Origin of the sequence: Ligilactobacillus apodemi DSM 16634 = JCM 16172 (genome assembly GCF_001434405.1) — a bacterium.
GTDB classification, from domain to species: Bacteria; Bacillota; Bacilli; order Lactobacillales; family Lactobacillaceae; genus Ligilactobacillus; species Ligilactobacillus apodemi.
This window is the reverse complement of the sequence record NZ_AZFT01000031.1, coordinates 42865-67439: the sequence shown is the minus strand read 5'-3', so window position 1 is coordinate 67439 and position 24575 is coordinate 42865. Positions and strand designations below refer to the sequence as shown.

Annotated in this window: 23 protein-coding genes and 5 tRNA genes; 22 read left to right on the top strand and 6 right to left on the bottom strand. The window is 38.6% G+C overall.

All coding sequences use genetic code 11. The features are described 5' to 3' along the window. Window positions 1-66: 66 nt before the first annotated feature. The 10 genes from FC32_RS02945 to FC32_RS02905 all read left to right on the top strand — a co-directional run bounded on the left by FC32_RS02945 (window position 67) and on the right by FC32_RS02905 (window position 6645). Window positions 67-140 (top strand) — tRNA-Trp (locus FC32_RS02945). 5 nt (window positions 141-145) lie between these two features. Beyond that, window positions 146-218: transfer RNA gene (locus tag FC32_RS02940), tRNA-His, on the top strand. Window positions 219-225: 7 nt separating this feature from the next. Beyond that, a tRNA-Gln gene (locus FC32_RS02935) sits at window positions 226-297 on the top strand. Window positions 298-322: 25 nt separating this feature from the next. Next, window positions 323-393, top strand: a tRNA-Cys gene (locus FC32_RS02930). Between the two features lie 40 nt (window positions 394-433). Further along, window positions 434-518 (top strand) — tRNA-Leu (locus tag FC32_RS02925). Window positions 519-875: 357 nt separating this feature from the next. Further along, the gene (locus tag FC32_RS02920) at window positions 876-1910 is read left to right on the top strand and encodes a YeiH family protein (RefSeq protein WP_056957254.1); all 1035 of its coding nucleotides are present in this window, start codon (window positions 876-878) and stop codon (window positions 1908-1910) included. Window positions 1911-2080: 170 nt separating this feature from the next. Further along, window positions 2081-2560, top strand: a complete 480-nt coding sequence (locus FC32_RS02915) for a FeoA family protein (protein WP_056957253.1) — start codon at window positions 2081-2083, stop codon at window positions 2558-2560. Further along, window positions 2557-4698 (top strand): ferrous iron transport protein B, encoded by a 2142-nt coding sequence (gene feoB, locus FC32_RS02910; protein ID WP_025087989.1) that lies wholly within the window; start codon window positions 2557-2559, stop codon window positions 4696-4698. The genes FC32_RS02915 and feoB overlap by 4 nt, the downstream gene beginning before the upstream one ends. Further along, window positions 4683-4844 (top strand): FeoB-associated Cys-rich membrane protein, encoded by a 162-nt coding sequence (locus FC32_RS10505; RefSeq protein WP_155891510.1) that lies wholly within the window; start codon window positions 4683-4685, stop codon window positions 4842-4844. The genes feoB and FC32_RS10505 overlap by 16 nt, the downstream gene beginning before the upstream one ends. 151 nt (window positions 4845-4995) lie before the next feature. Beyond that, the gene (locus tag FC32_RS02905; protein ID WP_025087990.1) at window positions 4996-6645 is read left to right on the top strand and encodes a phosphoenolpyruvate carboxykinase (ATP); all 1650 of its coding nucleotides are present in this window, start codon (window positions 4996-4998) and stop codon (window positions 6643-6645) included. A 120-nt stretch (window positions 6646-6765) separates the two neighbouring features. On the opposite strand, the gene FC32_RS02900 is transcribed toward FC32_RS02905, so the two are convergent. Together FC32_RS02900 and FC32_RS02895 are read right to left on the bottom strand one after the other, a co-directional pair. Continuing rightward, window positions 6766-7284, bottom strand: a complete 519-nt coding sequence (locus FC32_RS02900) for an LURP-one-related/scramblase family protein (RefSeq protein WP_025087991.1) — start codon at window positions 7282-7284, stop codon at window positions 6766-6768. A gap of 37 nt (window positions 7285-7321) precedes the next feature. Continuing rightward, window positions 7322-8194 carry a Cof-type HAD-IIB family hydrolase gene (locus FC32_RS02895; protein WP_056957252.1) on the bottom strand — a complete coding sequence of 291 codons (873 nt, stop codon included), beginning with the start codon at window positions 8192-8194 and terminating at the stop codon, window positions 7322-7324. 156 nt (window positions 8195-8350) lie between these two features. On the opposite strand from FC32_RS02895, the gene FC32_RS02890 reads away from it, so the two are divergent. The 3 genes from FC32_RS02890 (at window position 8351) to tsaE (ending at window position 10600) form a co-directional block, all read left to right on the top strand. Further along, window positions 8351-9052 (top strand): uracil-DNA glycosylase, encoded by a 702-nt coding sequence (locus FC32_RS02890; protein ID WP_025087992.1) that lies wholly within the window; start codon window positions 8351-8353, stop codon window positions 9050-9052. A 101-nt stretch (window positions 9053-9153) separates the two neighbouring features. Further along, window positions 9154-10134, top strand: a complete 981-nt coding sequence (pta, locus tag FC32_RS02885; RefSeq protein WP_025087993.1) for a phosphate acetyltransferase — start codon at window positions 9154-9156, stop codon at window positions 10132-10134. 1 nt (window position 10135) lies between these two features. After that, a complete protein-coding gene (gene tsaE, locus FC32_RS02880) occupies window positions 10136-10600 on the top strand; it encodes a tRNA (adenosine(37)-N6)-threonylcarbamoyltransferase complex ATPase subunit type 1 TsaE (RefSeq protein ID WP_025087994.1) in 465 nt (154 codons plus the stop codon). A gap of 42 nt (window positions 10601-10642) precedes the next feature. Here the strand turns inward: tsaE and FC32_RS02875 are convergent, their stop codons facing one another. Both FC32_RS02875 and FC32_RS02870 read right to left on the bottom strand, forming a co-directional pair. After that, window positions 10643-11182, bottom strand: a complete 540-nt coding sequence (locus FC32_RS02875; RefSeq protein WP_025087995.1) for a 3'-5' exonuclease — start codon at window positions 11180-11182, stop codon at window positions 10643-10645. Window positions 11183-11206: 24 nt separating this feature from the next. Further along, entirely contained in the window at window positions 11207-11968 is a 762-nt protein-coding gene (locus FC32_RS02870) for an exodeoxyribonuclease III (RefSeq protein ID WP_025087996.1), read from the bottom strand. Between the two features lie 111 nt (window positions 11969-12079). Between FC32_RS02870 and murB the strand changes: the two genes are divergently transcribed. Beyond that, window positions 12080-12988, top strand: coding sequence for a UDP-N-acetylmuramate dehydrogenase (murB, locus tag FC32_RS02865; RefSeq protein ID WP_035460284.1), 909 nt, complete (start codon window positions 12080-12082; stop codon window positions 12986-12988). 102 nt (window positions 12989-13090) lie between these two features. Here the strand turns inward: murB and FC32_RS02860 are convergent, their stop codons facing one another. Beyond that, complete coding sequence (locus FC32_RS02860; protein ID WP_025087998.1) at window positions 13091-13771, bottom strand: DUF1361 domain-containing protein; 681 nt, start codon at window positions 13769-13771, stop codon at window positions 13091-13093. Window positions 13772-13986: 215 nt separating this feature from the next. Between FC32_RS02860 and cdaA the strand changes: the two genes are divergently transcribed. From cdaA to glmM, 3 genes are read left to right on the top strand one after another with little or no spacing between them, the layout of a single operon-like run. Then, window positions 13987-14832: a diadenylate cyclase CdaA gene (gene cdaA / locus FC32_RS02855; RefSeq protein WP_025087999.1), complete on the top strand. Its 846-nt coding sequence runs from the start codon at window positions 13987-13989 to the stop codon at window positions 14830-14832. After that, on the top strand, window positions 14829-16001 hold the full coding sequence (locus FC32_RS02850) for a CdaR family protein (protein WP_025088000.1): 1173 nt from the start codon (window positions 14829-14831) through the stop codon (window positions 15999-16001). Before cdaA ends, FC32_RS02850 begins: the two co-directional genes overlap by 4 nt. Window positions 16002-16058: 57 nt before the next feature. Further along, complete coding sequence (gene glmM, locus FC32_RS02845; protein ID WP_025088001.1) at window positions 16059-17420, top strand: phosphoglucosamine mutase; 1362 nt, start codon at window positions 16059-16061, stop codon at window positions 17418-17420. Between the two features lie 56 nt (window positions 17421-17476). On the opposite strand, the gene FC32_RS10500 is transcribed toward glmM, so the two are convergent. Continuing rightward, on the bottom strand, window positions 17477-17734 hold the full coding sequence (locus tag FC32_RS10500) for a hypothetical protein (RefSeq protein WP_155891511.1): 258 nt from the start codon (window positions 17732-17734) through the stop codon (window positions 17477-17479). A 450-nt stretch (window positions 17735-18184) separates the two neighbouring features. Between FC32_RS10500 and FC32_RS02840 the strand changes: the two genes are divergently transcribed. The 5 genes from FC32_RS02840 to glgA all read left to right on the top strand — a co-directional run bounded on the left by FC32_RS02840 (window position 18185) and on the right by glgA (window position 24548). Beyond that, complete coding sequence (locus FC32_RS02840; protein WP_025088002.1) at window positions 18185-18493, top strand: hypothetical protein; 309 nt, start codon at window positions 18185-18187, stop codon at window positions 18491-18493. A gap of 336 nt (window positions 18494-18829) precedes the next feature. Further along, window positions 18830-20815 carry a 1,4-alpha-glucan branching protein GlgB gene (gene glgB / locus FC32_RS02835; protein ID WP_025087607.1) on the top strand — a complete coding sequence of 662 codons (1986 nt, stop codon included), beginning with the start codon at window positions 18830-18832 and terminating at the stop codon, window positions 20813-20815. 16 nt (window positions 20816-20831) lie between these two features. Further along, the gene (locus FC32_RS02830; RefSeq protein ID WP_025087608.1) at window positions 20832-21974 is read left to right on the top strand and encodes a glucose-1-phosphate adenylyltransferase; all 1143 of its coding nucleotides are present in this window, start codon (window positions 20832-20834) and stop codon (window positions 21972-21974) included. Further along, window positions 21964-23115: a glucose-1-phosphate adenylyltransferase subunit GlgD gene (glgD, locus tag FC32_RS02825; protein ID WP_025087609.1), complete on the top strand. Its 1152-nt coding sequence runs from the start codon at window positions 21964-21966 to the stop codon at window positions 23113-23115. The genes FC32_RS02830 and glgD overlap by 11 nt, the downstream gene beginning before the upstream one ends. After that, window positions 23115-24548 (top strand): glycogen synthase GlgA, encoded by a 1434-nt coding sequence (gene glgA, locus FC32_RS02820; RefSeq protein WP_025087610.1) that lies wholly within the window; start codon window positions 23115-23117, stop codon window positions 24546-24548. Before glgD ends, glgA begins: the two co-directional genes overlap by 1 nt. The last annotated feature ends 27 nt before the right edge of the window (window positions 24549-24575 follow it).

The window sequence follows — 24575 nt, the reverse complement described above, 5'->3', positions numbered from 1 at the left end:
CGGCGGACTGTAAATCCGCTCCTTCGGGTTCGGTGGTTCGAATCCACTCCCTTCCATTTTCATGATAGGGATATAGTTTAAAGGTAGAACTACGGTCTCCAAAACCGTCGGTGTGGGTTCAATTCCTACTATCCCTGCCATGATGGCGATAGTGGCGAAGTGGTTAACGCACCGGATTGTGGCTCCGGCACGCGTGGGTTCGATTCCCACCTATCGCCCTTTGATTGGGGTATAGCCAAGCGGTAAGGCAAGGGACTTTGACTCCCTCATGCGCTGGTTCGAATCCAGCTACCCCAGTTTAGGGATTTGTTCCTTTTGAAATGGCGGTATAGCCAAGTGGTAAGGCAGAGGTCTGCAAAACCTTTATCACCGGTTCAAATCCGGTTACCGCCTTTTGTTGGCTTAATATTAAGGTAACTATTTAATTTAACATGCCGGTGTGGCGGAATTGGCAGACGCGCTGGACTCAAAATCCAGTGTCCGTTGAGGACGTATCGGTTCGACCCCGATCACCGGTATCACTTAAGACTAGAATTTCTAGTCTTTTTTTGTGCAATTAATGATATAATGTTTTATTATATAAATATATATCTATTTTATCTAGGAGGGATAAAGGGTACTAAAAATAATTAGTAGAAATTTTTTTGTCAGGATATTCATTTTAAAAGATAAAATATGGAGATGAATATTAGGTTAGAACTACGTATAGGGCTAGTAATAGATTGAGATATTTTACGCTTTATATCTGAACAGATATTATTTTATTAACTATAATTAGTAAGCCCTACTTTAGATATTAGGAAAGGAAAAGCTACCGTTCTTTTCAGCTTTGCTTATAGCATAGTTCCATATTTTGGTAGTAAGAGTTTTGAGTTTTGCAAATTATTAAGACACGTTCATTTTGGAATGCAGCTACCTTAACGTTACTTTGTGCAGTTTTAGGAGTATTTTTAGCTAAATTACCATATTTGAACTTAATAGGAACGTTGGTAATTGCGCTATTATTAGGGATGTCTTTACAGTTAGTCCCACCTGCAGTTGAAAAATCACGGGCAGGTATTGGTTTTATTTCAAATAAATTTTTACGTCTAGGGATCATTTTACTCGGTTTTCGGCTTAATTTGATGAAATTGGCTGAAGCGGGAATAAAAACGATCCTTTTAGCGATCATCTTTGTTGCAGTTACGATCATTTTGACGTATTATCTTTGCGAAAAGTTTGGTGCAGAAAGTGATTTAGCGATCTTGACAGCTTCTGGGTGTGGTATTTGTGGTGCTGCAGCCGTAATGGGGGTCTCTCCACAGATCAAAGGGGATGGCGTCGATCCAGAAATCAAACGTGAAAATGAAGTTTTAGCAATCGCGGTTGTTTGTGTGATGGGAACTTTATTTACGTTGATCGAAATCGGGATAAAGCCATTACTACACATGACGGATGCACAGTTTGGAATCATGGCTGGTGGTTCGCTCCACGAAATTGCGCATTCAGTTGCTGCAGGAAGCTCGGCACACACAGTTGGCTTAGATAACGCCTTGATCATGAAACTATCACGAGTATTGTTATTGGCACCAGTAGCCTTGCTCGTTGGAATCTGGTATCAAAAACATCTTTTAGCTCAAGGTAAATTAACCAAGAACGCTGGACAAAAAAATAAGTTGCCGATTCCTTGGTTTATGTTAGGCTTTTTGATCTCAAGTATTATTGGTACCTTTATTCCACTACCAGCTTGGTTTATTGACGCAATGGTCCAAGCAGCCTATATTTTCTTAGGTATGGCGATGGCAGCGTTAGGAATGTCGGTTAACTTTAAAGTGATCGCTAAACGTGGGAAAAGCGTCTTTGGAGCTGCCTTGATTTCATCAGTAGTCTTATTGATCATGTCGGCAGTTTGTGCAAAAATATTTTTCTAAAATAATTTATGAAAAGGCATCTCAACTGAGATGTCTTTTTTAATGGTCATTGTTTGAAATAATAAATTATTTATGCTATTTTTAATTTGTAATTGAAAATCATTCTCAATTAAAGTTAGTAGTATGAGCCAGATTTGAGTTATTAAATATTTTGAGAAAAGGGGGAACTTATGCAAAAATTATCAGAAGTATCACAACGTGGGAAATATATTGTGACAGCTGTGAGTGGCGATCATCAATTAAAGAAAAGGTTAAATGAAATGGGAATGGTTCGCGGTAAAGTTATCACTGTGATCACGCTTAACACACACGATAGCGGGTTAATGATCCATTTTCAAGGGCAAAGATTAGCCCTTAGTGAAGGAATCGCAGTAAACATTGAAGTGGTTGGGATTGAGGAACTTGCAGGACAAGAAATAAAACCGCTTTCAGAGATTGAATTAAAGCAAAGTTGTTTGATTGCCGAAATTGGTGGCAGAAAAGAGCTCAAGCGACGTCTTATGGACATGGGGCTGACGCAAAATACTTTAGTTACTCTGATCAACACTGCGCCTTTAGGTGACCCGCTTGAGATCAAAGTACGTGGTTACAAGTTGACTTTACGTAAATCAGAAGCTGATCTGATCAAAGTAAGGAAGATAGACTTATGAAACATAAAGAGATCGCTTTAGCAGGGAATGCTAATAGCGGAAAGACCACATTATTTAATTTATTGACGGGGGCTAATCAGCGTGTTGGTAACTGGCCGGGGGTTACAGTTGAACGTAAATCGGGATATTTAAAAAAAGATAAGCAACTCTTATTACAAGATCTCCCCGGCATTTATTCCTTAGCACCCTACACGCCTGAAGAATTAGTCGCACGTAAATATTTATTGACAGACCGTCCGCAACAAATTTTGGACGTCGTTGATGCAACAAATATTGAACGGAATTTGTATTTGACTTTGCAATTACTAGAAACAAAAATTCCGTTAGTTGTAGCCTTAAACATGACTGACTTGTTGAAAAAACAAGGAAGAAGAATAAATACGAAAAAATTGGCGTATTTACTAGGCGTTCCAGTCGTAAAAATCAGTGCTTTAAAGAAGAAAAATATCGATTCGTTGATCACAGAGCTGAAAAAAGATGAAGCTAAAGAGATCGTCTACCCTAAATATGATCCGCGCCTAGAAGCAGCATTAGCAATGATCACAGAGCAACTTGAAGGAATTGTAAGTGTTGCCGAGCAGCGTTTTTATGCGATCAAATTATTTGAAAGAGATGAGCAGATTCAAGCTGAATTACAGTTAGATGCTAAGCGAAGAGAAAAAATCGCTGAATTGATCAAAACAGCTGAAAAAGTTTTTGAAGATGATAGTAGTAGCATCATTATCAATGCTCGTTATGATTACATATCCCACCTAATGGATCAATGTGTGATCGATGAAGGTGACTTTTCCTTAAGTTTATCTGATCGAATCGATCTAGTCGTTACTAATCGTTATTTGGCCTTGCCGATCTTTTTTGGGGTCATGTGGCTAGTTTATTATTTGTCGATCCAAGTGATCGGGGGAGCTGGCTCTGATTGGGTCAATGACGTCTTGTTTGGTGAATATATTCCAGATAATGCCCAAAGGATCTTACAAGCTTGGCATGTGGCACCTTTTATGCAAGGTTTGATCATTGATGGCATAATTGGTGGGGTTGGTGCTGTGTTAGGTTTTTTGCCACAGATCATGATGCTCTTTTTATGTTTAGGAATCTTAGAGGATTGTGGTTACATGTCACGGATCGCATTTGTGATGGATCGAATCTTTAGGAGATTTAACTTATCAGGAAAATCCTTTATTCCATTGCTGATTTCAACTGGTTGTGGCGTTCCGGGAATCATGTCAACGAGAACGATCGAATCGGAAAAAGATCGTAAGATGACGATCATGCTGACTACTTTTATGCCATGTTCGGCGAAATTGACGGTCATCGCTTTAGTCGCAGGTATCTTTTTTAAAGGACAAAGCTTAGCGGCGCCAGCAGCATATTTTTTGGGGATCATTGCGGTGATCTGTTCGGGGATCTATTTGAAAAAGACCCCGTTATTTGCGGGTGAACCCCAGCCGTTTGTCATGGAGTTACCGACATATCATTTACCCAAATTGGATAACATTATCCGTTATGTTTGGAATAAAAGTCGCGGTTTTGTGAAAAAAGCAGGGACGATCATTTTTGCTTCAATGGTTTTGATCTGGCTATTATCTAATTATAATTTTAAACTGCAACCAGTACCCCAAGACAGTAGTATGCTACGCGATTTTGGGAGTTTATTAGCCCCAATTTTTGCACCACTTGGCTTTGGAGATTGGCGCGCAGTTTCAGCAGTGTTAACGGGTTTGATCGCTAAAGAAAACTGTGTAGCTACTTTACAGGTAGCGTTTGGTAATCCATCTAGTCAAGCACAATTTGCGCATTTGCTGACTGCGGCATATACTCCGATGGCGGCCTATGCATTTTTAGCGTTTAATTTATTGTGCGCGCCGTGTTTTGCTGCAATCGGGGCGATGCATAAGGAATATGGTGATGCTAAGTGGACTTGGCGTGCTGTGGGATACCAAACATTTTTAGCGTATTTAGCGGCAATGCTGATTTACCAAACGTCATTGCTTGTTAGCGGAACATTTTCATTTTTAAATGTCTTACTCGTTATTTTAGGCGTTTCATTGTTAGTCTATGGTTTGATTTTTAAGAAAAGTTATCAACCACCAACCGATGATTTAATGGAAACGGAGGGATCTGAATGGTCGCAACTGTAATTTTAGGAGTAGTGATTTTTGCGTTAGTTGCACGGATCATCTACACTCGTTTTATTAGTCATAAAAATACGGATTGTGAATCATGTCATAATGTTGGTTGTCCCTTAGTGGATGTTCAAAAAGTGACAAAAAAAGATAAACTTTAAAAAACAGGGTGTTTGCGCACCCTGTTTTTTTGAAGTGTAAATTAAAGCGCTTTTATAAAAGTTATGATAAAATATTATCAATGTATGAATGGCAGGTCGGTTACGGATTTTAAAGAAAGTGAGGAACTGTTAATTTTAACAGTAAAGTAAAATGAGTACAAAAGAAAAATTTTCAAACCAAGAAGTTACCAAACAAAGTAACTTTTTCTCACCAACTAAAACTACTATTGAAACCGCTTTTTATGGGAATAATGTTCATCCAGTAAATCAGATAAAACAAGCATATAAGTTAGCTAAAAACAGTAAGACAACGATCGTGACTGACCAAGTGATCAAACATACCGCTCAATTAGGCCTGCCCCAAGATGCAAAAGTGCTCGTCAATAATCATGGCCGTGTTGTTGGTCGGACTGCGGCTGCACGCCACGTGATCGGTGAACCGGGAGAAAATAAAACAGAATTGAATGCTGTGTTACGCGAAGCCGTGTATATGGGGCAAAATAAAGAATTTTATGCAACAGAGGTTTTAGTCGGGCTAGATGAAGAGTTTATGGTCAAAGCCCATATGATGTTGCCAGAAGGTTTTGAACATAACTTATTATCCTACATGTTAAATTTTCAACCACTGGATTTTGAATATCGCAAACGTTATAACAACTCAAAACATTATGACGAAAATGATATCTATGTTTATTGTGATCCAACTTGGGAAAATTTTGCTTATCCTAATGGCTTAGTTCTGTTTGATCCCGAGCATAACGTAGTCGCGATTTTAGGACTACGCTATTTTGGCGAGTTAAAAAAGGCAACCTTGACGTTAGCGTGGTCGATCGCCCATCGCCATGGTTTTACTGCTTGTCATGGTGGTGAAAAAACATTTGTACTTGATAATAATGAGAAAAAAGTTTTTGCTTTCTATGGTTTATCGGGTTCAGGGAAGTCAACTTTGACACATGCCAAACATGATAATCGCTTTAAACGAATCAACATTTTACATGATGATGCGTTTATCATTGAAAGAGAAAGTGGGCGCTCAATTGCCTTAGAGCCAGCTTACTTTGATAAGACCAGTGACTATACCGTCGGTGACAAGGAACAGGAGTATTTTACGACAGTGATGAATGTCGGGGTGACCTTAAATGAAAATGGCCAAAAAATCTTAGTAACAGAAGATATTCGTAACGGTAATGGGCGGACGATAAAATCGCGTTATTCCTCTAAAAATCGGATCGATAGTGAAAAAGCACCGATCAATTCGATTTTTTGGATCATGAAAGATGATAGTTTACCACCAGTAGTTAAGCTATCTGATCCGATTTTAGCAGCAACTTTTGGCCTAACGTTAGCAACTAAACGTTCGACTGCAGAAAATTTAGTTGAAAAAGCTAAAGATGAACTGGTGATCGAGCCTTTTGCAAATCCATTTCGGGTCTATCCGTTAGCTGAAGATTATCATGACTTTAAAGCTTTATTTACTAAACAAGAAGTCGATTGCTACATTGTGAATACCAATTCCTTTAATGGGGTAGATATTACTAAAGATGTAACCTTGAATTTACTTGAGAGTATTGTGAAAAATGAAGGTGATTGGCGTGATTTTGGCGAATTACCGCAGATGAGCTATCTGGCTTTACCGAGCTATCCAGTTGATTTGGATAACAATTATTATCGCCAAAAATTACAACAAAGGTTACATGCCCGTTTGACTTGGTTAGAAACTTATCAAGCACAGCATCAAACTACGCCACTACCGGGTGAGGTATTTACTTGTTTGAAAAACTTGATCAAAAAATTAGCGTAATATCTTAAAAGATCCGCTGAAATTAGGAATTAATTTCAACGGATCTTTTTTTTTAGTTAGTATAATAAAAAAGCCGTGTAACGAGGATGTCATTACACAGCTCAAAGCTACCAGGGATATTTACCAAGCAAGCTTACCATAATAATCTTTTTTCTTTTGTTTGACCTTTAGATCGTGGCGCGCCCAATAGTCAAGGATCGCAGCGATACAAAGGCACAAAGGCTCATCGTCTTTATTTTTTATGTGAAACTCAAGTGATGTTCCTGCTGTAAGTTGAACTTCGGAGATCGTCATGATGCATTGGCGTCCGTGATAGACTTTATAGTTAAATGTCATCAAATTACCAACGATAAACCAATTTAAACCCTTAACAAATAACATCTCATGGCTGATCCCTTGGTATCGGCGCAAAGAACCAACGTGTTTTTTTGAAGCATAAAGATCAAACTTAGGAAAGAATCCCAAAGAGCGTTGTTTGATCTCGGCTAAAAGTGGACCGGAAACATCGTAAACCGATAAAACGCCGGGATGAATTCCCCATTTTCCAAGCATAAGATAAACGAGACGGCCCGAATCATCTTTGACTCGGATGGTCCCACGGTTAGATAATTCACTGCGACGAGTATATAAATTGCGCACGTTAAAGCACCTCGATCCAGTTCAACTACAGCAATTTTTAATTATTTTTCTTAGCTAAAACTTCTTCGATCGCACGACCAGCACCATCTTCAGTATTTGGAAGGGTCAAGTATTTAGCAGCTAACTTGATCTCATCACTTCCGTTACCCATGGCATAACTAATGCCCGCAGCTTTGATCATTGAAAGGTCATTATTGTTATCACCAATAGCCATCACGTTATCCATTGGGATGTTCAAGCTGTCAGCGTAAGCTTGTAAGGCTACACCTTTTTGGGCGTTTACGTGATTGATCTCAATATTTCCGGGACCAGAAGAAGTAATGACTAAGTTCTTATTCTTAGCTAATTCATCTTTGATCGGTCCTAAAACTTTTTGCCCTTCTGGACTAAAGACAACGATCTTACCGATGACAGTTTTAGGATCATCGACTAGATCTAAATAATTATCAACATAATTGATATTCATTAATTCCATGCGGGCAGAAGCAAGCGTGACTGCTAATTTATAAGGCGTATCTGGGCTAGTACTTGCTAATAATTCAGCAAAGTTTTCGATGCGCTTAGCTTTATTGTCAGAGCAAACGCCCTTAGCAGTGATAACTTCAAAGTAAAGCCCTTGGCGTTTTAGTTTGACCATGATTTGTTTTGCGATTGAGTCCGGGATCGGTGCAGCACTGATTTCTTTACCTTCTTCATCTAGTACAAAAGCACCATTTAATGTGATCATGGGGCAATTGAAACCAGCTTCTGTGATCAGTGGCTTTACTTCGTCATAGGCACGTCCAGTCGAAACGATAAAATGAACTCCTTGTGCTTGCGCTTCTTTGACCGCAGCAGCATTACGCTTGGAAATGACCATTTTATCATTCAATAGTGTACCATCCATATCAGATGCAATAATTTGAACCATAGTATAAAACCTCACCTTAATTTGTCTAGTAAGTTCATTCTAACATGAAAGGACAAAATTTACACTTAAGTAAAATTAAAGGGCTTTTATACTTGTGAGCAAGGGAGAATGGTATTATTTTCGAGTTATGGTAAAATTAATGCGAGGTGTAATATATTGAAAGAATTGATTCATAATGATTGGCAAGAAGTTTTGGCGCCAGTTTTTGCGTCACCGACCTACGCGAAGTTGCATGAGTTTTTAAAATATGAATACGGTCATTACGCGATTCATCCCGATATGTACCACATCTATGAAGCTTTTGAATGGACTCCTTTTTCACAAGTAAAAGTCGTGATCTTAGGTCAAGATCCTTATCATGGACCTAATCAAGCTCACGGGTTGAGTTTTTCTGTTTTACCAGGAGTCCAAATTCCGCCTTCATTGCGCAATATATATAAAGAATTACAAAATGACCTAGGGATAGAGCCAGTTTCGCACGGGTATTTGGAAAAATGGGCCAAACAAGGTGTCTTATTGTTAAATGCAGTTTTGACAGTTCGTGATGGGCAAGCGTACTCGCATCAAGGTAAAGGCTGGGAAGCTTTGACTGACTTAGCGATCAAAAAATTATCCGAACGTGATAAGCCTGTGATCTTCATTTTATGGGGACGAGCAGCACAATCAAAATTAAATTTGATCGATCAGAGTAAAAATGTAGTTTTAATGTCAGCACATCCGAGTCCATTATCCGCTAGTCGAGGTTTTTTTGGTTCAAAACCATTTTCCAAGACAAATGCAGCGTTAGTGGCAATGGGGGAGACGCCGATCGATTGGCAACTGCCAAAAACTGTAGCTGGTTTACAAGATGCGAGGTGATATGGAAAAATTTAGCTAAAAAGGGGTCGTCATGACCAGAAAATTTGGGAAAATTAAGAAAGGAAAGCTATATTTGATGTTAGTATAGCTAAAATTAAAACATGGAATTATTAGAAAGCTTAAAACAAAAAGTGACACAAAAACCAATGACACTGGTTTTTCCTGAAGGTAACGATGAACGGATCGTTAATGCTACGATTCGCTTGGCAAGTGAAAACTTACTGACACCGATCGTATTAGGTAAACGTGAAGAGATCCTTAAACTTAGTCGGACCGAGCAGTTACCAGAAAATTTACAAATTTTAGACCCAGCTACATATCCGGCTGCAGCCTTTGAAGAAATGGTCGCTGCGTTTGTAGCACGCCGGAATGGGAAAAATACGGCTGAACAAGCACGTGAAATGTTAAAAGATGTTAATTATTTTGGAACGATGCTTGTTTACTTAGGTAAAGCTGATGGAATGGTCTCGGGTGCGATCCATGCGACTGGTGATACGGTCAGACCAGCTCTCCAGATCATTAAGACTAAGCCAAATGTTAGACGAACAAGCGGGGCCTTTTTGATGTTACGGGAAGATGAACGCTATATCTTTTCTGATTGTGCGATCAACATTGACCCAACTGCGCAAGACTTAGCTGAAATCGCCGTTGAAAGTGCCAAAACAGCGCGTTTATTTGATATTGATCCTAAAGTTGCTTTGATGAGCTTTTCAACCAAGGGATCAGCTAGCTCACCAGTAGTTGATAAAGTGATCGAAGCTGTGAAATTGGCTAAGCAATTAGCTCCAAACGAAGAGATCGATGGTGAGTTACAATTTGATGCTGCCTTTGTACCAAGTGTTGCAGCTAAAAAAGCTCCAGATTCCAAGGTTGCTGGTCATGCGAATGTTTTTGTCTTCCCAGAACTACAATCTGGTAACATTGGTTATAAGATCGCGCAACGTCTTGGGGGCTTTGAAGCAGTGGGGCCAATCTTACAAGGTTTGAACCAACCAGTATCAGATTTATCACGGGGATGTGATGAAGAAGAAATCTATAAGGTATCTTTGATCACCGCAGCCCAAGCGATCGATGAGGAATAAAATGGAATTTATCGTAGAAAATGCAGAACAAACTAAACAATTAGCCCAAAAATTAGCGCAATTTTTACAACCACAAGATGTTTTATTACTTGATGGTGATCTAGGGGCAGGTAAAACGACCTTTACTAAAGGGTTAGCTAGTGGACTTGGTATCAAGAAGAACGTAAAAAGTCCAACTTTTACTTTGATCCGTGAATATCAAGAAGGGCGCTTACCACTTTATCATATGGATGTTTACCGGTTAGAAGAAACTGGTGGAGCTGATCTTGGGTTAGAAGAATATTTTAATGCAGATGGGGTAAGTGTGGTCGAATGGTCGCAGTTTGTGGCCGAAGATCTCCCAGATACTTATTTATTGATCAAATTGCTCAAAGACCCGACAAATGATGATAAGCGACAAATCATTTTTGAACCAACGGGTGCACGTTATGAAAAATTAGTAGCTGAGTTAGGTAATGTAAATTAAATTAAAAGTCGGTAGCAAAAAATGAGCTACCGACTTTTTTGATTAACGTTGATATTGTCTGATGAAGGGACGCAGTTTTTCTGGTCCAAATTCTCTAGCTTGAGTCAGTAAGATCTGCGCACAAGCGTGGCTATCTGCGAGCGCATTATGGTGATTTTTTAAATCAATATTCAAACTGTCACAAACTGTGTTTAATTTATGGTTAGGAAGGTCTTGATAAAACTGCTTACTTGTCTTGACTGTATCTAAGACTAGAAAGCTAGGTGTGGCAATGTCATATTCAGCGAGTGTTTTATTGAGTACACTGCAATCAAACGGTGCATTATGTGCAACTACTAGTTGATAGGGGGTAAAAAAGTTTTTTATATGGGGCCAAAGTTCAGCAAAGTTTGGGGCATTTTTAACTTGTGCTGCTGTAATTCCATGGATCTGAGTATTAAAGGCAGAAAATGGAGTTGATGGTTTGATCAAAGAGTATAATTCATCAACGATCTGTCCATCACGTACCACGGTCAATGCCAAAGAGCAAGCACTACTCCTTTTGGCATTGGCAGTTTCAAAATCAAATGCAATAAAATTCATACTTTGATGTTCCTTTCAAAATAATTATGTTAAGTCAGTTGTTTGTAACAAAACGGGACAATGGTCTGATCCAGTGATCTCGCTTAAGATCTGGCTATCGGTTAAATTTTTCACTAGGTCATTAGATACGATAAAATAATCAATTCGCCAGCCAGCGTTACGACTTCGGGCATTAAATCGATAGCTCCACCATGAGTAAGCACCAACTTTTTCAGGATAAAAATAGCGGAAAGTATCGGTAAAACCACTGGCTAAAAGATCAGTCATTGCCTGACGTTCCTGGGGACTAAAACCAGCATTTTTTTGGTTAGACTGTGGATTTTTTAAATCGATCGCTTGGTGAGCAACATTTAGATCACCACATAAAATCACGGCTTTTTTAGTTGCGAGCGTGGTTAGATAATTTTTAAATTCTTTTTCCCACGCTAAGCGAAAATCGAGGCGTTTTAATTTATCTTGAGCATTAGGGGTGTAGCAGTTGACTAAGAAAAAATCATGATATTCAAGGGTCAAGACGCGACCTTCGTGGTCAAATTCTTCTTTGCCGATCCCTTTTGTGACGGTTAACGGAGGTTGCTTAGCAAAAATCGCTGTGCCCGAATAGCCCTTTTTTTCGGCATAATTCCAGTATTGATAGTATCCAGGAAGATCAAGTTCGACTTGCCCGGCTTGGAGCTTGATCTCTTGGAGACAAAAAAAGTCTGCCGCTAAGTCATTAAAGACGGTGAGAAAATTCTTTTTTAAGACAGCGCGTAAGCCGTTAATATTCCAAGAAATAAATTTCATACCTTATCCTCTTTTCTCTTCATTATTCCCTATAAGGATAAAGCAACCACTATCGCAAGTCAAAATATGTTATGATAAATTTGTTAATGCTATTTATAAGGGTGCAAAAGAATGATAAATATTACTGAAAAAATAACACAAGAATTTCCAGAAATCAAAATTTTAACAACTGAGCCTTTAGCTCACTATACGAATACTAAAACAGGTGGTCCAGCAGATTTAGTTGCTTTTCCGACCGATGTTACACAAACACAACAATTAGTGCGTTTTGCCGCTCAAAATGAATTGCCATTAACGATCATCGGCAATGCCAGCAATTTGATCGTGCGTGATGGTGGAATTCGTGGTTTAGTGATCATTTTGACCGAATTAAACACGATCACAAGTGAGGGTGAACGTGTAACCGCAACGGCGGGAGCTTCTTTGATCGAAACGACAGAAGTGGCGTACCAACATGGTCTAAGTGGACTAGAATTTGCGGCAGGGATCCCAGGTTCGATCGGTGGGGCAGTCTTTATGAATGCTGGAGCCTATGGTGGCGAAATAAAAGATGTAGTTGAAGCTGTCACGGTTTTGTCGCCTGATGGTCAGATCAAGACCTATCAAAATGAAGAATTACAATTCGGTTATCGGATGAGTCGCTTACAAGCAGAAGACGATATTGTCTTAGCCGCAACCTTTAAATTAACACCAGGTGATAAGAAAGTGATCCGAGCTCAAATGGATGAGTTAAACTTCTTACGTGCCTCTAAACAACCATTAGAATATCCTTCTTGTGGAAGTGTTTTTAAGCGTCCAGCAGGACATTATACCGGAAAATTAATCCATGATGCAGGACTACAAGGCTTTACGATCGGTGGAGCCCAAGTTTCTAAAAAACATGCTGGATTTATTGTCAATATTGGTTCAGCAACAGCGACAGATTACTTAAATGTGATCAAACATATCCAAACAGTGATTGCAGAAAAATTCGATGTGAACTTAGAAACCGAAGTGCGGATCATTGGTGAGGAGCGCTAAAAAATAATATCCTAACTTGAAGTTGTTAACTGAAGTGCCTCATAATTGTTAGACAAGATTCTAACGATTGTGAGGCATTTCAAACTTTAAGTTAGGATATTTTTATAGCAAATTATTTTGTTGATCATATTGATTGATCAAAAGTCGACCAATCGTCATTGCTGCCCAGATGCTAAGTTGAATGATCGTCATGAAAATGACAAAGATCAGCATCCGTGGGCTCCACATTTCAATTAATTGCTTAACGACAGCATCGGGTTCTAAGAAAAGATACGCTGTGTGTAGTCGCAAGAAACGACCAACGTAGATACCGATCGAAGAAGCTAGTGTTAGGATAAGGACAAGCAAGTTGCGTGCCCCCCAACCACGTAATTTAAAACGTGCTTGTAAAGTTTGAGCAACATGCTCTAAACTCCAAGTCCCTACAATTGAACAGGCAAAGGCGCTAGTAACTAGATTGGTAAAATTAAGCCACTTATGCAAATTGAAACTCATTAGACCATTTAGTGGATCATAGGGATTCATCCGCGCTAAATGAAAGAGATCGGTAATGACATAAGGAGCATTAGGATAAAATAAAAGCCATAGAATAAACAATCCCCAATAAAGCAGTTTTGGTTGCTTAGCTTTTAGGTGCATTGAGATCTCAATTGGAATATACGCCAAGAAAGTATTGAGTAAAAGAAAGCTGTAAAACGAATTTAGCCGGTAAACAGTTAAATAGACATATACCAAATAGAGCACAAAAGTTATCCGTACGGTCCAATTTAATTTTTTCGTCATAAAATCACCTACCATTGTTGCCTTCTATTGTAGCAAAATTTAGCAATGTTGAGTAATATTCGTCAAAGATTAGGACTTTTTTTAACTAAAACTAAAAATATCGTAAATTGGTATAGTTGTTTTAGTTAAAAAAATGAATTAAAGGACCAAATGCCAAAAAGTCACCGATTCATGCTATAATACAAGATGTTGAAACTGAAAAGAGGGGGGAAACCATGTCAATTAACTGGGGCAGCTTATTTTCTTGGGAACATTTCGTCAGTTTGCTAGATATTTTAGTTGTTTGGTACGTGATCTACATGTTGATGATGCTGCTTCGTGGGACAAAAGCTGTACAATTGTTTCGCGGGATAGTGATCATTTTAGTGATCAAATTAATAAGTTGGTATATCGGGTTAGAGACTGTTTCTTGGATCATGGATCAAGTGATCAATTGGGGGATAATTGCAATCATTATTATCTTTCAACCAGAGATCCGGCGTGGTTTGGAGCATTTAGGACGAGGCTCGTTATTTACGGCTTATAATAAAAAAGAAAATGAAGCTGAAGAGCAATTAGTTCAAGCTTTAGATCAGGCGATCCAGTATATGTCTAAGCGCCGTATCGGGGCTTTGATCACGATCCAAATGAACACTGGTCTAGATGACTATATTGAAACCGGGATTCCGTTAGATGCAGATGTTAGTGGTGCATTATTGATAAATATTTTTATCCCTAACACCCCATTGCATGACGGGGCAGTGATCATCAAAAATAATCGCATCGCTGTTGCGGCTGCATATTTACCATTATCTGAAAGTAATTTGATCCCTAAAGCATTAGGGACAAGACACCGGGCTGCAGTAGGAATCAGCGAAGTTACCGATGCTTTGACGATCGTTGTTTCTGAAGAAACTGGTGGTGTGACGATCACGAAGAATAATGAATTATTGCGTGATTTAACACGTCAAGATTACTTGAAGCTATTATCTAATGATCTTGTACCTAAGCAAGAAGAAAAAAATAATGCTGTGGCACGCTTTTTTGCTGAAATATTTGGCAAAGGGGGGTCAAAACATTGAAATTTTCTAAGTTTTTAGGCACTAAGGCGCTATATCGGATATTATCGCTGTTTTTTGCCTTACTGTTATTCTTTTTTGTAAGTTATCAACGTTTGGGTTCAACACGTGTTTCTGATAAAGAAGTAGCCCAATCAAATTTAACAACTAATAAATCGTTGACGCTAAAGGTTCCTTTGACCTTGAATGTTGACAGTAATAAATACTATGTAACTGGTTATCCTGAAAAAATAAAAGTTGAGGTTTCTGGTCCAAGTGCGCTAGTAACGGCACTAGATAATACTAGAAACTTTGAAGTTTATGCCGATCTTTCAGGCTTAAAGACTGGGACGCATACCGTTAAATTAAAAACAAGTGGTTTTAGTAAAGAATTAAGTGTTGCACTTGTTCCTGAAAAGATCACGGTCAAAATAGCTACTAAAAAGACCGTCAAAATGCCGATCCAAGTAAGATATGATGCTGATCAAATTCAGAAAGATTATGTTGCGGGGACACCAACGATCAGTCAACAAACAGTCGAGGTCATTGGTGCCAAAAGTGAGGTTGCTAAATTAGACAGCGTAGTAGCCAATGTTAACTTACCTAATAATACACATACAAGTTATAGCCGAACGGTTCTTTTACAAGCCTTGGATAAAAAAGGGCGAGTCTTAAACGTTTCGCTTTCACCAGAAACAGTAAAAGTGACCGTTCCGATCAGTCAAGCAACGACGACTAAGAATGTCAAGGTCAAGTTAGTTGCTGAAAATAATGGTGTTGCTGGTAAGAAATACCAGTTATCGACCGATACTAAGACGATCCAAGTGCGGGGCACAAAGAGTGCGTTAAGTAAACTCAGCTCCTTTGAAGTGCCAGTTTCTGTGGCTGGAGTCAATGAATCAACAACACGCACGATCAAACTATCGCCAACGCAAAGCGGGATCGCTAGTGTCTCACCAGCATCGATCGAAGTTCAAATCGATGTAAGTGATGAAAGTACGACAGAAACGAGTACCGAAGCTGTGTTAAATGAATCAAGTGTTAAGAGCAGCAGTTCACAAGCTACTTCGAGTGAAGCTAAAAGTACAGTAAGCTCGTCAAGTTCAACTGAGTCTTCTAAGAGTGAATCAAGCTCAGAAACATCAAGTAGCTCTAGTACAAGTAGTGAGTCGACGACCACAAGCTCTGAGTAAAATGATTACTCAGGATTTGCTATATATTTAATAACGATAAAGAAATGAGGATTTAAGATGAAATATTTTGGGACTGACGGTGTTAGAGGCGTTGCAAATAAAACATTGACACCAGAACTTGCATTTAAACTAGGACGTTGTGGTGGTTATGTCTTAACGCAACATGCCAAAAATAGTGAACAACCACCTAGAGTATTAGTTGCACGTGATACCCGCATTTCTGGCCAAATGTTGGAACAAGCATTGATCGCAGGTCTTTTATCAGTGGGGATAGAAGTATTTTCACTTGGTGTGATCACGACTCCAGGTGTTGCTTACTTAGTACGTTTACAAGCTGCCGATGCTGGGATCATGATCTCGGCTTCACATAATCCAGTACAAGATAACGGTATTAAATTCTTTGGTGGGGATGGCTACAAGCTTTCTGATGATCAAGAAGAAGAAATTGAAGCTTTACTTGAAAAAGACGAAGATACTTTACCACGTCCAGCCGCTGAAGGTTTGGGGACATTAAATAACTATCGTGAAGGTGCACTTAAATATACTCAATTCTTGGAACAAACGATCCCAGATGATTTAAGTGGGATGAAAATTGCAGTTGATGGGGCGAACGGGTCAACAAGTGCTTTAGTTTCACGCTTATTTGCTGATCTAGGGGCTGAATTTGAAACAATGGCAACTAGTCCAAATGGGCTCAACATCAACAAGGGTGTCGGTTCAACTCATCCAGAAGCTTTAGCTAAATTTGTTTTAGAAACAAAAGCTCAAGTTGGGGTTGCCTTTGATGGCGATGGTGACCGGTGTATTGCCGTTGATGAATTAGGTAATATCATTGATGGTGATAAGATCATGTATATTTGTGGTAAATATATGAGCGAACGCGGTCGTTTGAAGAAAGACACGATCGTCACAACTGTAATGAGTAACATTGGTTTGTATAAAGCAATGGACCAACATAGCTTAACTTCTGTTAAAACTAAAGTTGGTGACCGCTACGTGGTTGAAGAAATGCGTAAGAGTGGTTATAACGTTGGTGGTGAACAATCAGGTCACGTTGTCTTCTTAGACTTCAATACAACTGGTGATGGGATGTTGACTGCTTTACAACTCTTGAATGTGATCAAACAAACCGGTAAGCCACTTTCAGAATTGGCTGCTGAAGTTACAACTTACCCACAAGAATTGGTCAATGTACGTGTGACCGATAAGAAGTTAGCCTTAGAAAATCAAGCGATCAAAGACATTATCGCTAAAGTTGAAGAACAAATGGGGGATGAAGGACGAGTACTTGTACGTCCTAGTGGTACTGAAGATTTACTTCGTGTAATGGCTGAAGCCCCAACTAAAGAACTAGTTCATGATTACGTAATGCAAATCGTGGATGTTGTCGAAGACCAAATGGGTATCGGTGAAGAATAATCAGTTTTTGATAATTGTTGAATAAAATTAACAGGCACGCTTTTTAGGCGTGCCTGTTAATTTATCTTACGTAGAAAATTGATGATGTAATTTAAGATCCGAAAAATAAGGTAGATACTGCAAGTAACAACTAGGATATAGCCTAAGAGCAAAATAATTGGGACAAACCAAACATTAGTGTAAAAGAACAGTGTCAAGGCTTGGAAGTTCTCTTTGACTGTAGTACCAGAAGTTATTAATGCTAAAAATAAGCGGATCAAGCTAAATAAAAGTGCTAGATAAAAGCTAGCTTTAAACTGTTTACGATTAATCATAATAAAATATTATTCGGTGTGGCGAATTCCGAGATAGTTGTGATTCCTTTCCTAATGTTTTTCTCACGATAAATTTGAAGTGAGAAACAGCGGATAAGCGATCGAGTTAGCAAAATTTTCACCCTAGAGTCGGCCACATTTTTGACTGCAAAAAATCTTAAAGAGTGAATGCAAAAGTACCTATACTAGGCGATCGCATAAATTAATTATAATATGGATAAGTCGTCTTGAGTAGTGGTTTTTAAGGAACAAAGAAAAAATTAAAACTTTAATAGAAATTATTTGACACCGTTTTCAAAAAAGTGTATCTTTGAGTGGTAAGGTAATTTTAATTACCTTCTAATCAATTCTCTTTCTCTCTTATGCCACCGTTGTAGTCTTGCTAGAAGCTACAACGGTTTTTGTAGTATAATGGGGCTAATTTGGAGAATTTTGAAAAGAGGGAAAGGTATGAAAAGTAATGAGACGCTTGATCTGATCGAAGAAATTACGCGTAAAGATGGTTCGAAATACTATGAAATTTCTAATATTGCCCAAAACGGACGTGCCGAATTAGCGGCAGTTCGGGGCTTTATTCAAAATGTTCGCATCTTACAACTAAATATTCCGCGTTCTAGTAGCGTGATCAAGTACGAAAAATACATCAATGAAAATTTTGAAATGCCAAAAGAAGATTTTGATCACTTTGAAGAATGGACCAAAACCCCTGAAATACAGGAACTTGTAGCCACGATTTTGCGCGAAAATCATATTGCTTAAAAACACCATAGAATTATCAAAAAAATAATTATGCTTTTCGATAATAAAATTTATCGTTCAGCATAATTATTTTTTATTTTATCTTTATTATTTTATATATAAAATAATAATCTGCTATATTTTTTTAATAATTCTTAAAATTTAATTATACACCTGAAAACCTTATATAGCAATCGTTTACAACCTTGTTTTTTCAAGTAAATAAAGCTTTTTTAAATTGTGATAAATATATAATTTTGATTAAAGAAATAAGAAATAATACTAATCTTTTTTACATTAATATGTTATTATGTATATAGGATATGTGTTAATGATTTTGATAAGGAGGAAAGATGAATGACCCTTGGTTTAGATTTACCTAAGCAAATGGAAACGTTTGCCCAGGGTAAGAATTTTCATGCTCAAGATTTTCTAGGAGCACATCGGCATGAAGATTCAGGCTATGTTTTTAGAGTTTGGGCTCCTAATGCACAACAGATCTGGCTAGTTGGGGAATTTAACGATTGGAAAGAAGATCTACCTTTTCAATTAGGTGAACATGGTATTTGGTCAGTTCACGCCAAAAATGCCCAAGCAGGCCAACTTTATAAGTTTAAGATCAAACAACACGATGGCAATGTCGTGTATAAGATCGACCCTTTTGCACTTCGTTTTGAAAAACGTCCCCATGATGCGGCGATCATTTATGATATTCCTAAGTATAAGTGGAGTGATGGGCTGTGGCGGGGGCGCAAGAAACGCTCGAACTATTTTGAAAGACCGATGAATATCTATGAGCTTCATCCAGGTTCATGGAAAGAACATCCAGATAAAACACCGTATACAATAGCTGAATTAACTACTGAATTGATTCCTTATCTCAAGAAAATGAATTACACACATGTAGAATTTATGCCTTTAATGGAGCATCCCCTTGATGCTTCGTGGGGGTATCAATTGATCGGATATTTTGCGTTGTGTTCTGCCTATGGTACACCCGAAGAGTTTCAAGCATTTGTGGATGCTTGTCACCAAGAAAATATTGGGGTCATTGTTGATTGGGTTCCAGGGCATTTTTGTATCAATGGCGATACCTTGCCTTATTACGATGGGACGGCAACCTTTGAATACGCTGATCCTGATAAAGCCAAAAATGTTGGTTGGGGCTCGCAAAATTTTGATCTGGGTAAACCAGAAGTTCAATCTTTCCTACTATCAAGTGCCTTTTTTTGGATCGAAAAGTTTCATTTGGATGGGTTAAGAGTTGATGCAGTTTCAAATATGATCTATCTTGATTACGATCAAGGTCCATGGAAACCAAATATTTTTGGTGATAATCGTAATTTGGAAGGCCAAGATTTCTTACGGAAGTTAAATAAAGAAGTTAAGCTTGCACATCCCAAAGTTATTTTGATTGCAGAAGAAAGTTCAGCTGGAACAAAGATCACCGGTATGTTGGAGGAAAATGCCTTAGGTTTTGATTATAAATGGAACATGGGTTGGATGAATGATGTTTTAGAATTTTATGCAATGGATCCCCTTTACCGGGGCGACCATTTAAATAAGCTGACATTTTCCTGGATGTATCGTTTAGCTGAAAATTACATTTTGCCATTATCACATGATGAAGTTGTTCACGGGAAAAAGAGTTTATTACACAAGATGTGGGGTGGTGATCGTTACCGCCAATTTGCACAGTTGCGCAACCTTTTGACCTATCAAATGACCCATCCAGGTAAGAAATTGCTCTTTATGGGTGGCGAGTTTGGGCAATTTATCGAGTGGCGCTACTATGAAGGGTTAACATGGGATAGTTTAGATGATGAAATGAATCAAAAAATGCTTCATTTTACAGCTACTTTAAATGAATTTTATAAAGAAAAACGTGCTCTGTGGGAACTAGAAGATAAACCTGAAAGTTTAGAAGCGATCGATGCCGATAATCGGAGCGAGACTATTTTGAGCTTTATTCGCCACGGTAAAAAGAAAAAAGATTTTGTAGTAGTTTTGATGAATCTTTCAACGATCGAACAAAAAGATTTTGAAATCGGTGTGCCTTATCCAGGAACTTACCGTGAAGTGTTAAACACTGAAATGGAGGAGTTTGGGGGGACTTGGACCAAGCATAACCCAGTTTGTCACACCAAAGAACAACAATTCAAGCACTATGATCAAGTGATCAAATTAACTGTTCCGGCTTTAGGGGTACTGATTTTAGAGCCAGAAAAAGTTAACTTACGCTATGTTAATAAGAAGCACCTTGCAAAAGAAGAAACTTCTATAAAGAAGGTCAACAAACGTAAACAAAGGCAATTAAGCATAAGGGAGGGAAAGGACGAGTAAAATAACGTCCGAAATTATGAAAAACGAAATGTTAGCGATGATTTTAGCCGGTGGTAAAGGAACCAGACTAGGAAAATTGACACAAAATATTGCTAAGCCTGCAGTACCGTTTGGCGGACGCTACCGGATCATTGATTTTACTTTGAGTAATTGTGTTAACTCGGGCATTAAAAATATTGGGGTTGTTACTCAATATCAACCGCTCATTTTAAATGATCATATCGGAAACGGTGCGAGTTGGGGCTTAGACGGACTGGATTCTGGTGCAACGATCTTACAACCTTACTCTAACAATGAGGGTTCTAAGTGGTTTGAAGGTACTGCGCATGCGATTTATCAAAATATTGATTATATTGACTCGATGGATCCAGAATACTTGTTAGTTTTATCGGGCGATCATATCTACAAGATGGACTATGAAGATATGCTCTCTAAGCATAAGAAAAATAACGCTGCCTTAAGTGTGGCGGTGATTGATGTTCCTTGGGAAGAAGCAAGCCGTTTTGGGATCATGAATACCGATGAAAATGATCGCATCATCGAATTTGAAGAAAAACCAGAAAATCCTAAGAGCAATCATGCTTCGATGGGGATCTATATCTTCACTTGGGCTCGCTTACGGGAAGTTTTGTTAAATGGCTTTAAAAAAGATGTTGATATGTATGACTTTGGGAAAAATGTCATTCCATTTTACATCAAGAGTGGTGATAACGTCCATGCGTACCACTTTGAAGGTTACTGGAAAGATGTAGGGACGATCGATTCATTATGGACGACGAATATGGAATTTATCGACAACGAAGGCGATTTGAATGTGCGTGATAAGTCTTGGCCGATTTATTCTAAAAATCCGATCGCACCGCCACAATTTATTACTTCAGCGGCTAATGTCAAAAACTCGATGATCGTGGACGGATGTTTTATTTCCGGCGAGATCGATCATAGTATCTTAGCGGCTAACGTCCAAGTTAAAGAAGGTTCAGTCGTTAAAGATAGTGTAGTGATGACGGGCGCTTCGATCGGTAAGAATGTGACGATCAAGCGGGCAATCATCGGTGAAAATGCAATTATTGGTGATGGAGCTGTGATCGATGGGAAAGAAGAAATCGCAGTTGTAGGAAATTCAGAAGTATTAGGGGTGATGATCAATGAAGGCTAACAAAATGTGTGCAATTTTAGGGAATGAACATGAATACAATGGTTTGTTGCCACTTACAGCAAATCGACCACTTTCAACACTTTATTTTGACTGTAAATATCGGATCATGGATTTTGCCTTATCCAGTGCAGTCAATGCAAATATTCGCACGGTCTACATGATTTTAAATGAAGGTCGAGTAAAATCGGTGTTTGATCACGTCGGTGGGGGACGTGAATGGGGGTTAGATAGTATTGGGAGTTACCAATACTTAGGCTTCTATCAAGATATTTTACGCAAAAAAGCTGAAGGAAAACCGTATTTTAACGATATGATCGGTTTTTTAGAAAAAGCTAAGTCTGAATATACCGTCTTTTTTGGTAATAAGATGCTATGTAATGTTGATCTACGTTCGATTTTAGATGTTCATCAAGCAAATGGTGCTAAAATTACGGTAGTTTTCAAACGAGTTCCAAAGGAAAAAATCGCACCTGATGATTGTATCTTAACGTTAACAGAAGATAATCGAGTACAAAAAACAGATATTTTCAGTGAATTAGAAGATAATCAAGAATTGTACAATCTGTCGATGAGTATCTTTTTAGTTAAGACAGACTGGTTGCTTGATCTTTTACATAAAGGTCAAAATGCAGGTGCGCCAGCTAGTGTGCAAGATCTTTTAAACCGTGAGATGACACGGGTTAAGACGCGTGCGTATGAATATACTGGTTACTTAAGTAATATTCATGACATCAAGAGCTACTACGATGCAAATATGGATATGCTTGATCCAGAACATTTCAATGCTTTACTTTTCTCCAGTCAAAAAGTGATCACGCGGACTAAAAATGAGGTAGCAACTCACTTTTATGACAAGACAAAGGTAAAACGGAGTCAATTTGCGACAGGCTGTATCATTAAAGGTGAAGTAGAGCATAGTTTGATCTCTAGACGGACAGTGATCGAAGAAGATGCCGTAGTGCGTGATTCGGTGATCATGAGTAATGCTAATATTAAGCGTGGGGCTACGATCCAATATGCGATCTTTGATAAAAACGTTGAAGTTGAAGCCGGCGTAAGGATCAAAGGAACACCAGAAAATCCTGTTGTGATCACTAAGGGCAGTCATGTTGTAGCCGATATCTATGGAGGCGAAAAATAGTGAAAGTTTTATTTACAGCAGCCGAATGCGCTCCGTTTTTTAAAACTGGGGGACTCGGTGATGTGGCAGGTGCTTTGCCAAAAAGTATTGCCAAAAAAGGTAATGAGGTACGTGTCGTATTACCTTTTTACACGACTATGCCAGAACAATACCAAGCACAATTAGTTGATTTGTTTAATTTCAATGTTGCAGTTGGTTGGCGCAATGCATATTGTGGTGTGAAGCTGCTAGAAATGGATGGGATCAAATATTATTTCTTAGATAATAAGTATTATTTTGATCGTCCTGAAGTTTATGGTTACTATGATGATGGCGAGCGTTATGCGTTTTTCCAACAAGCAGTGATCGAATTGATGGAACGAATCGAGTATATTCCTGATATTTTACATGTCAATGATTACCATACTGCCTTTATTCCATTTTTATTACGCGAAAAATACAGTTGGATCAAAGTTTTTGAACACATTAAAACAGTCTTAACGATCCACAATTTAGAATTTCAAGGGCAATATGGCTCGGATGTTATGCCGGAGTTATTTGGCATGTCGACTGAGCGCTACGATGACGGAACGATCCGGATGGGGACAGCTGTCAACTTTATGAAAGCGGGAATCTTATACGCTGATCGGGTCAATACGGTCAGTCCAAGCTATGCTAGTGAGATTCAAACTCCGGAATTTGGATGTGGGTTGGATGGAATTTTACGTATGGTCGATTACAAGTTATCAGGGATCTTAAACGGGATCGATTACGATAACTTTGACCCTAACAATGATCCAGCATTAGTGGCTAACTTTACTGCCAAAGATCTTAGCGGTAAGGCTAAAAATAAGGCAGCCTTACAGGAAAAATTTGGTTTGCCAGTTAGAAAAGATGTACCTTTGATCGGAGTCGTAAGTCGATTGACTTATCAAAAAGGCTTCCAATTAGTTGTCCAAGAAATGGCAAACTTGATGCAATTTGATGTGCAATTTGTGTTACTTGGTACGGGTTATGCTAATTTTGAACATGACTTCAACTACTTTGCAGGACGCTATCCAGACAAATGTAGTGTAGCGATCGATTTTGATGTTGATTTAGCCCAACAAATTTACGCCGGTTGTGATTTGTTCTTGATGCCATCTGCCTTTGAGCCATGTGGATTATCACAATTGATCTCGATGCGTTATGGGACGTTACCAGTCGTGCATCAAATCGGTGGTTTGCGTGATAGTGTTTGGGCTTATGACCCACTAAAAAAGGTCGGGACCGGCTTTGGTTTTGAAGAATTTTCATCATATTGGATGATGGAACAACTAAAATTAGCGATCGATGTTTATAATAACCAACCAAAAGTTTGGAAAAAGATGATGAAAACAGCCATGAAATCTGATTTTAGCTGGGACAGTGCGAGTCAAAATTATTTAGACCTTTATCATCAGATCGCACAATAGCTTATAAGGGGTACAGAAAAGGGAGGA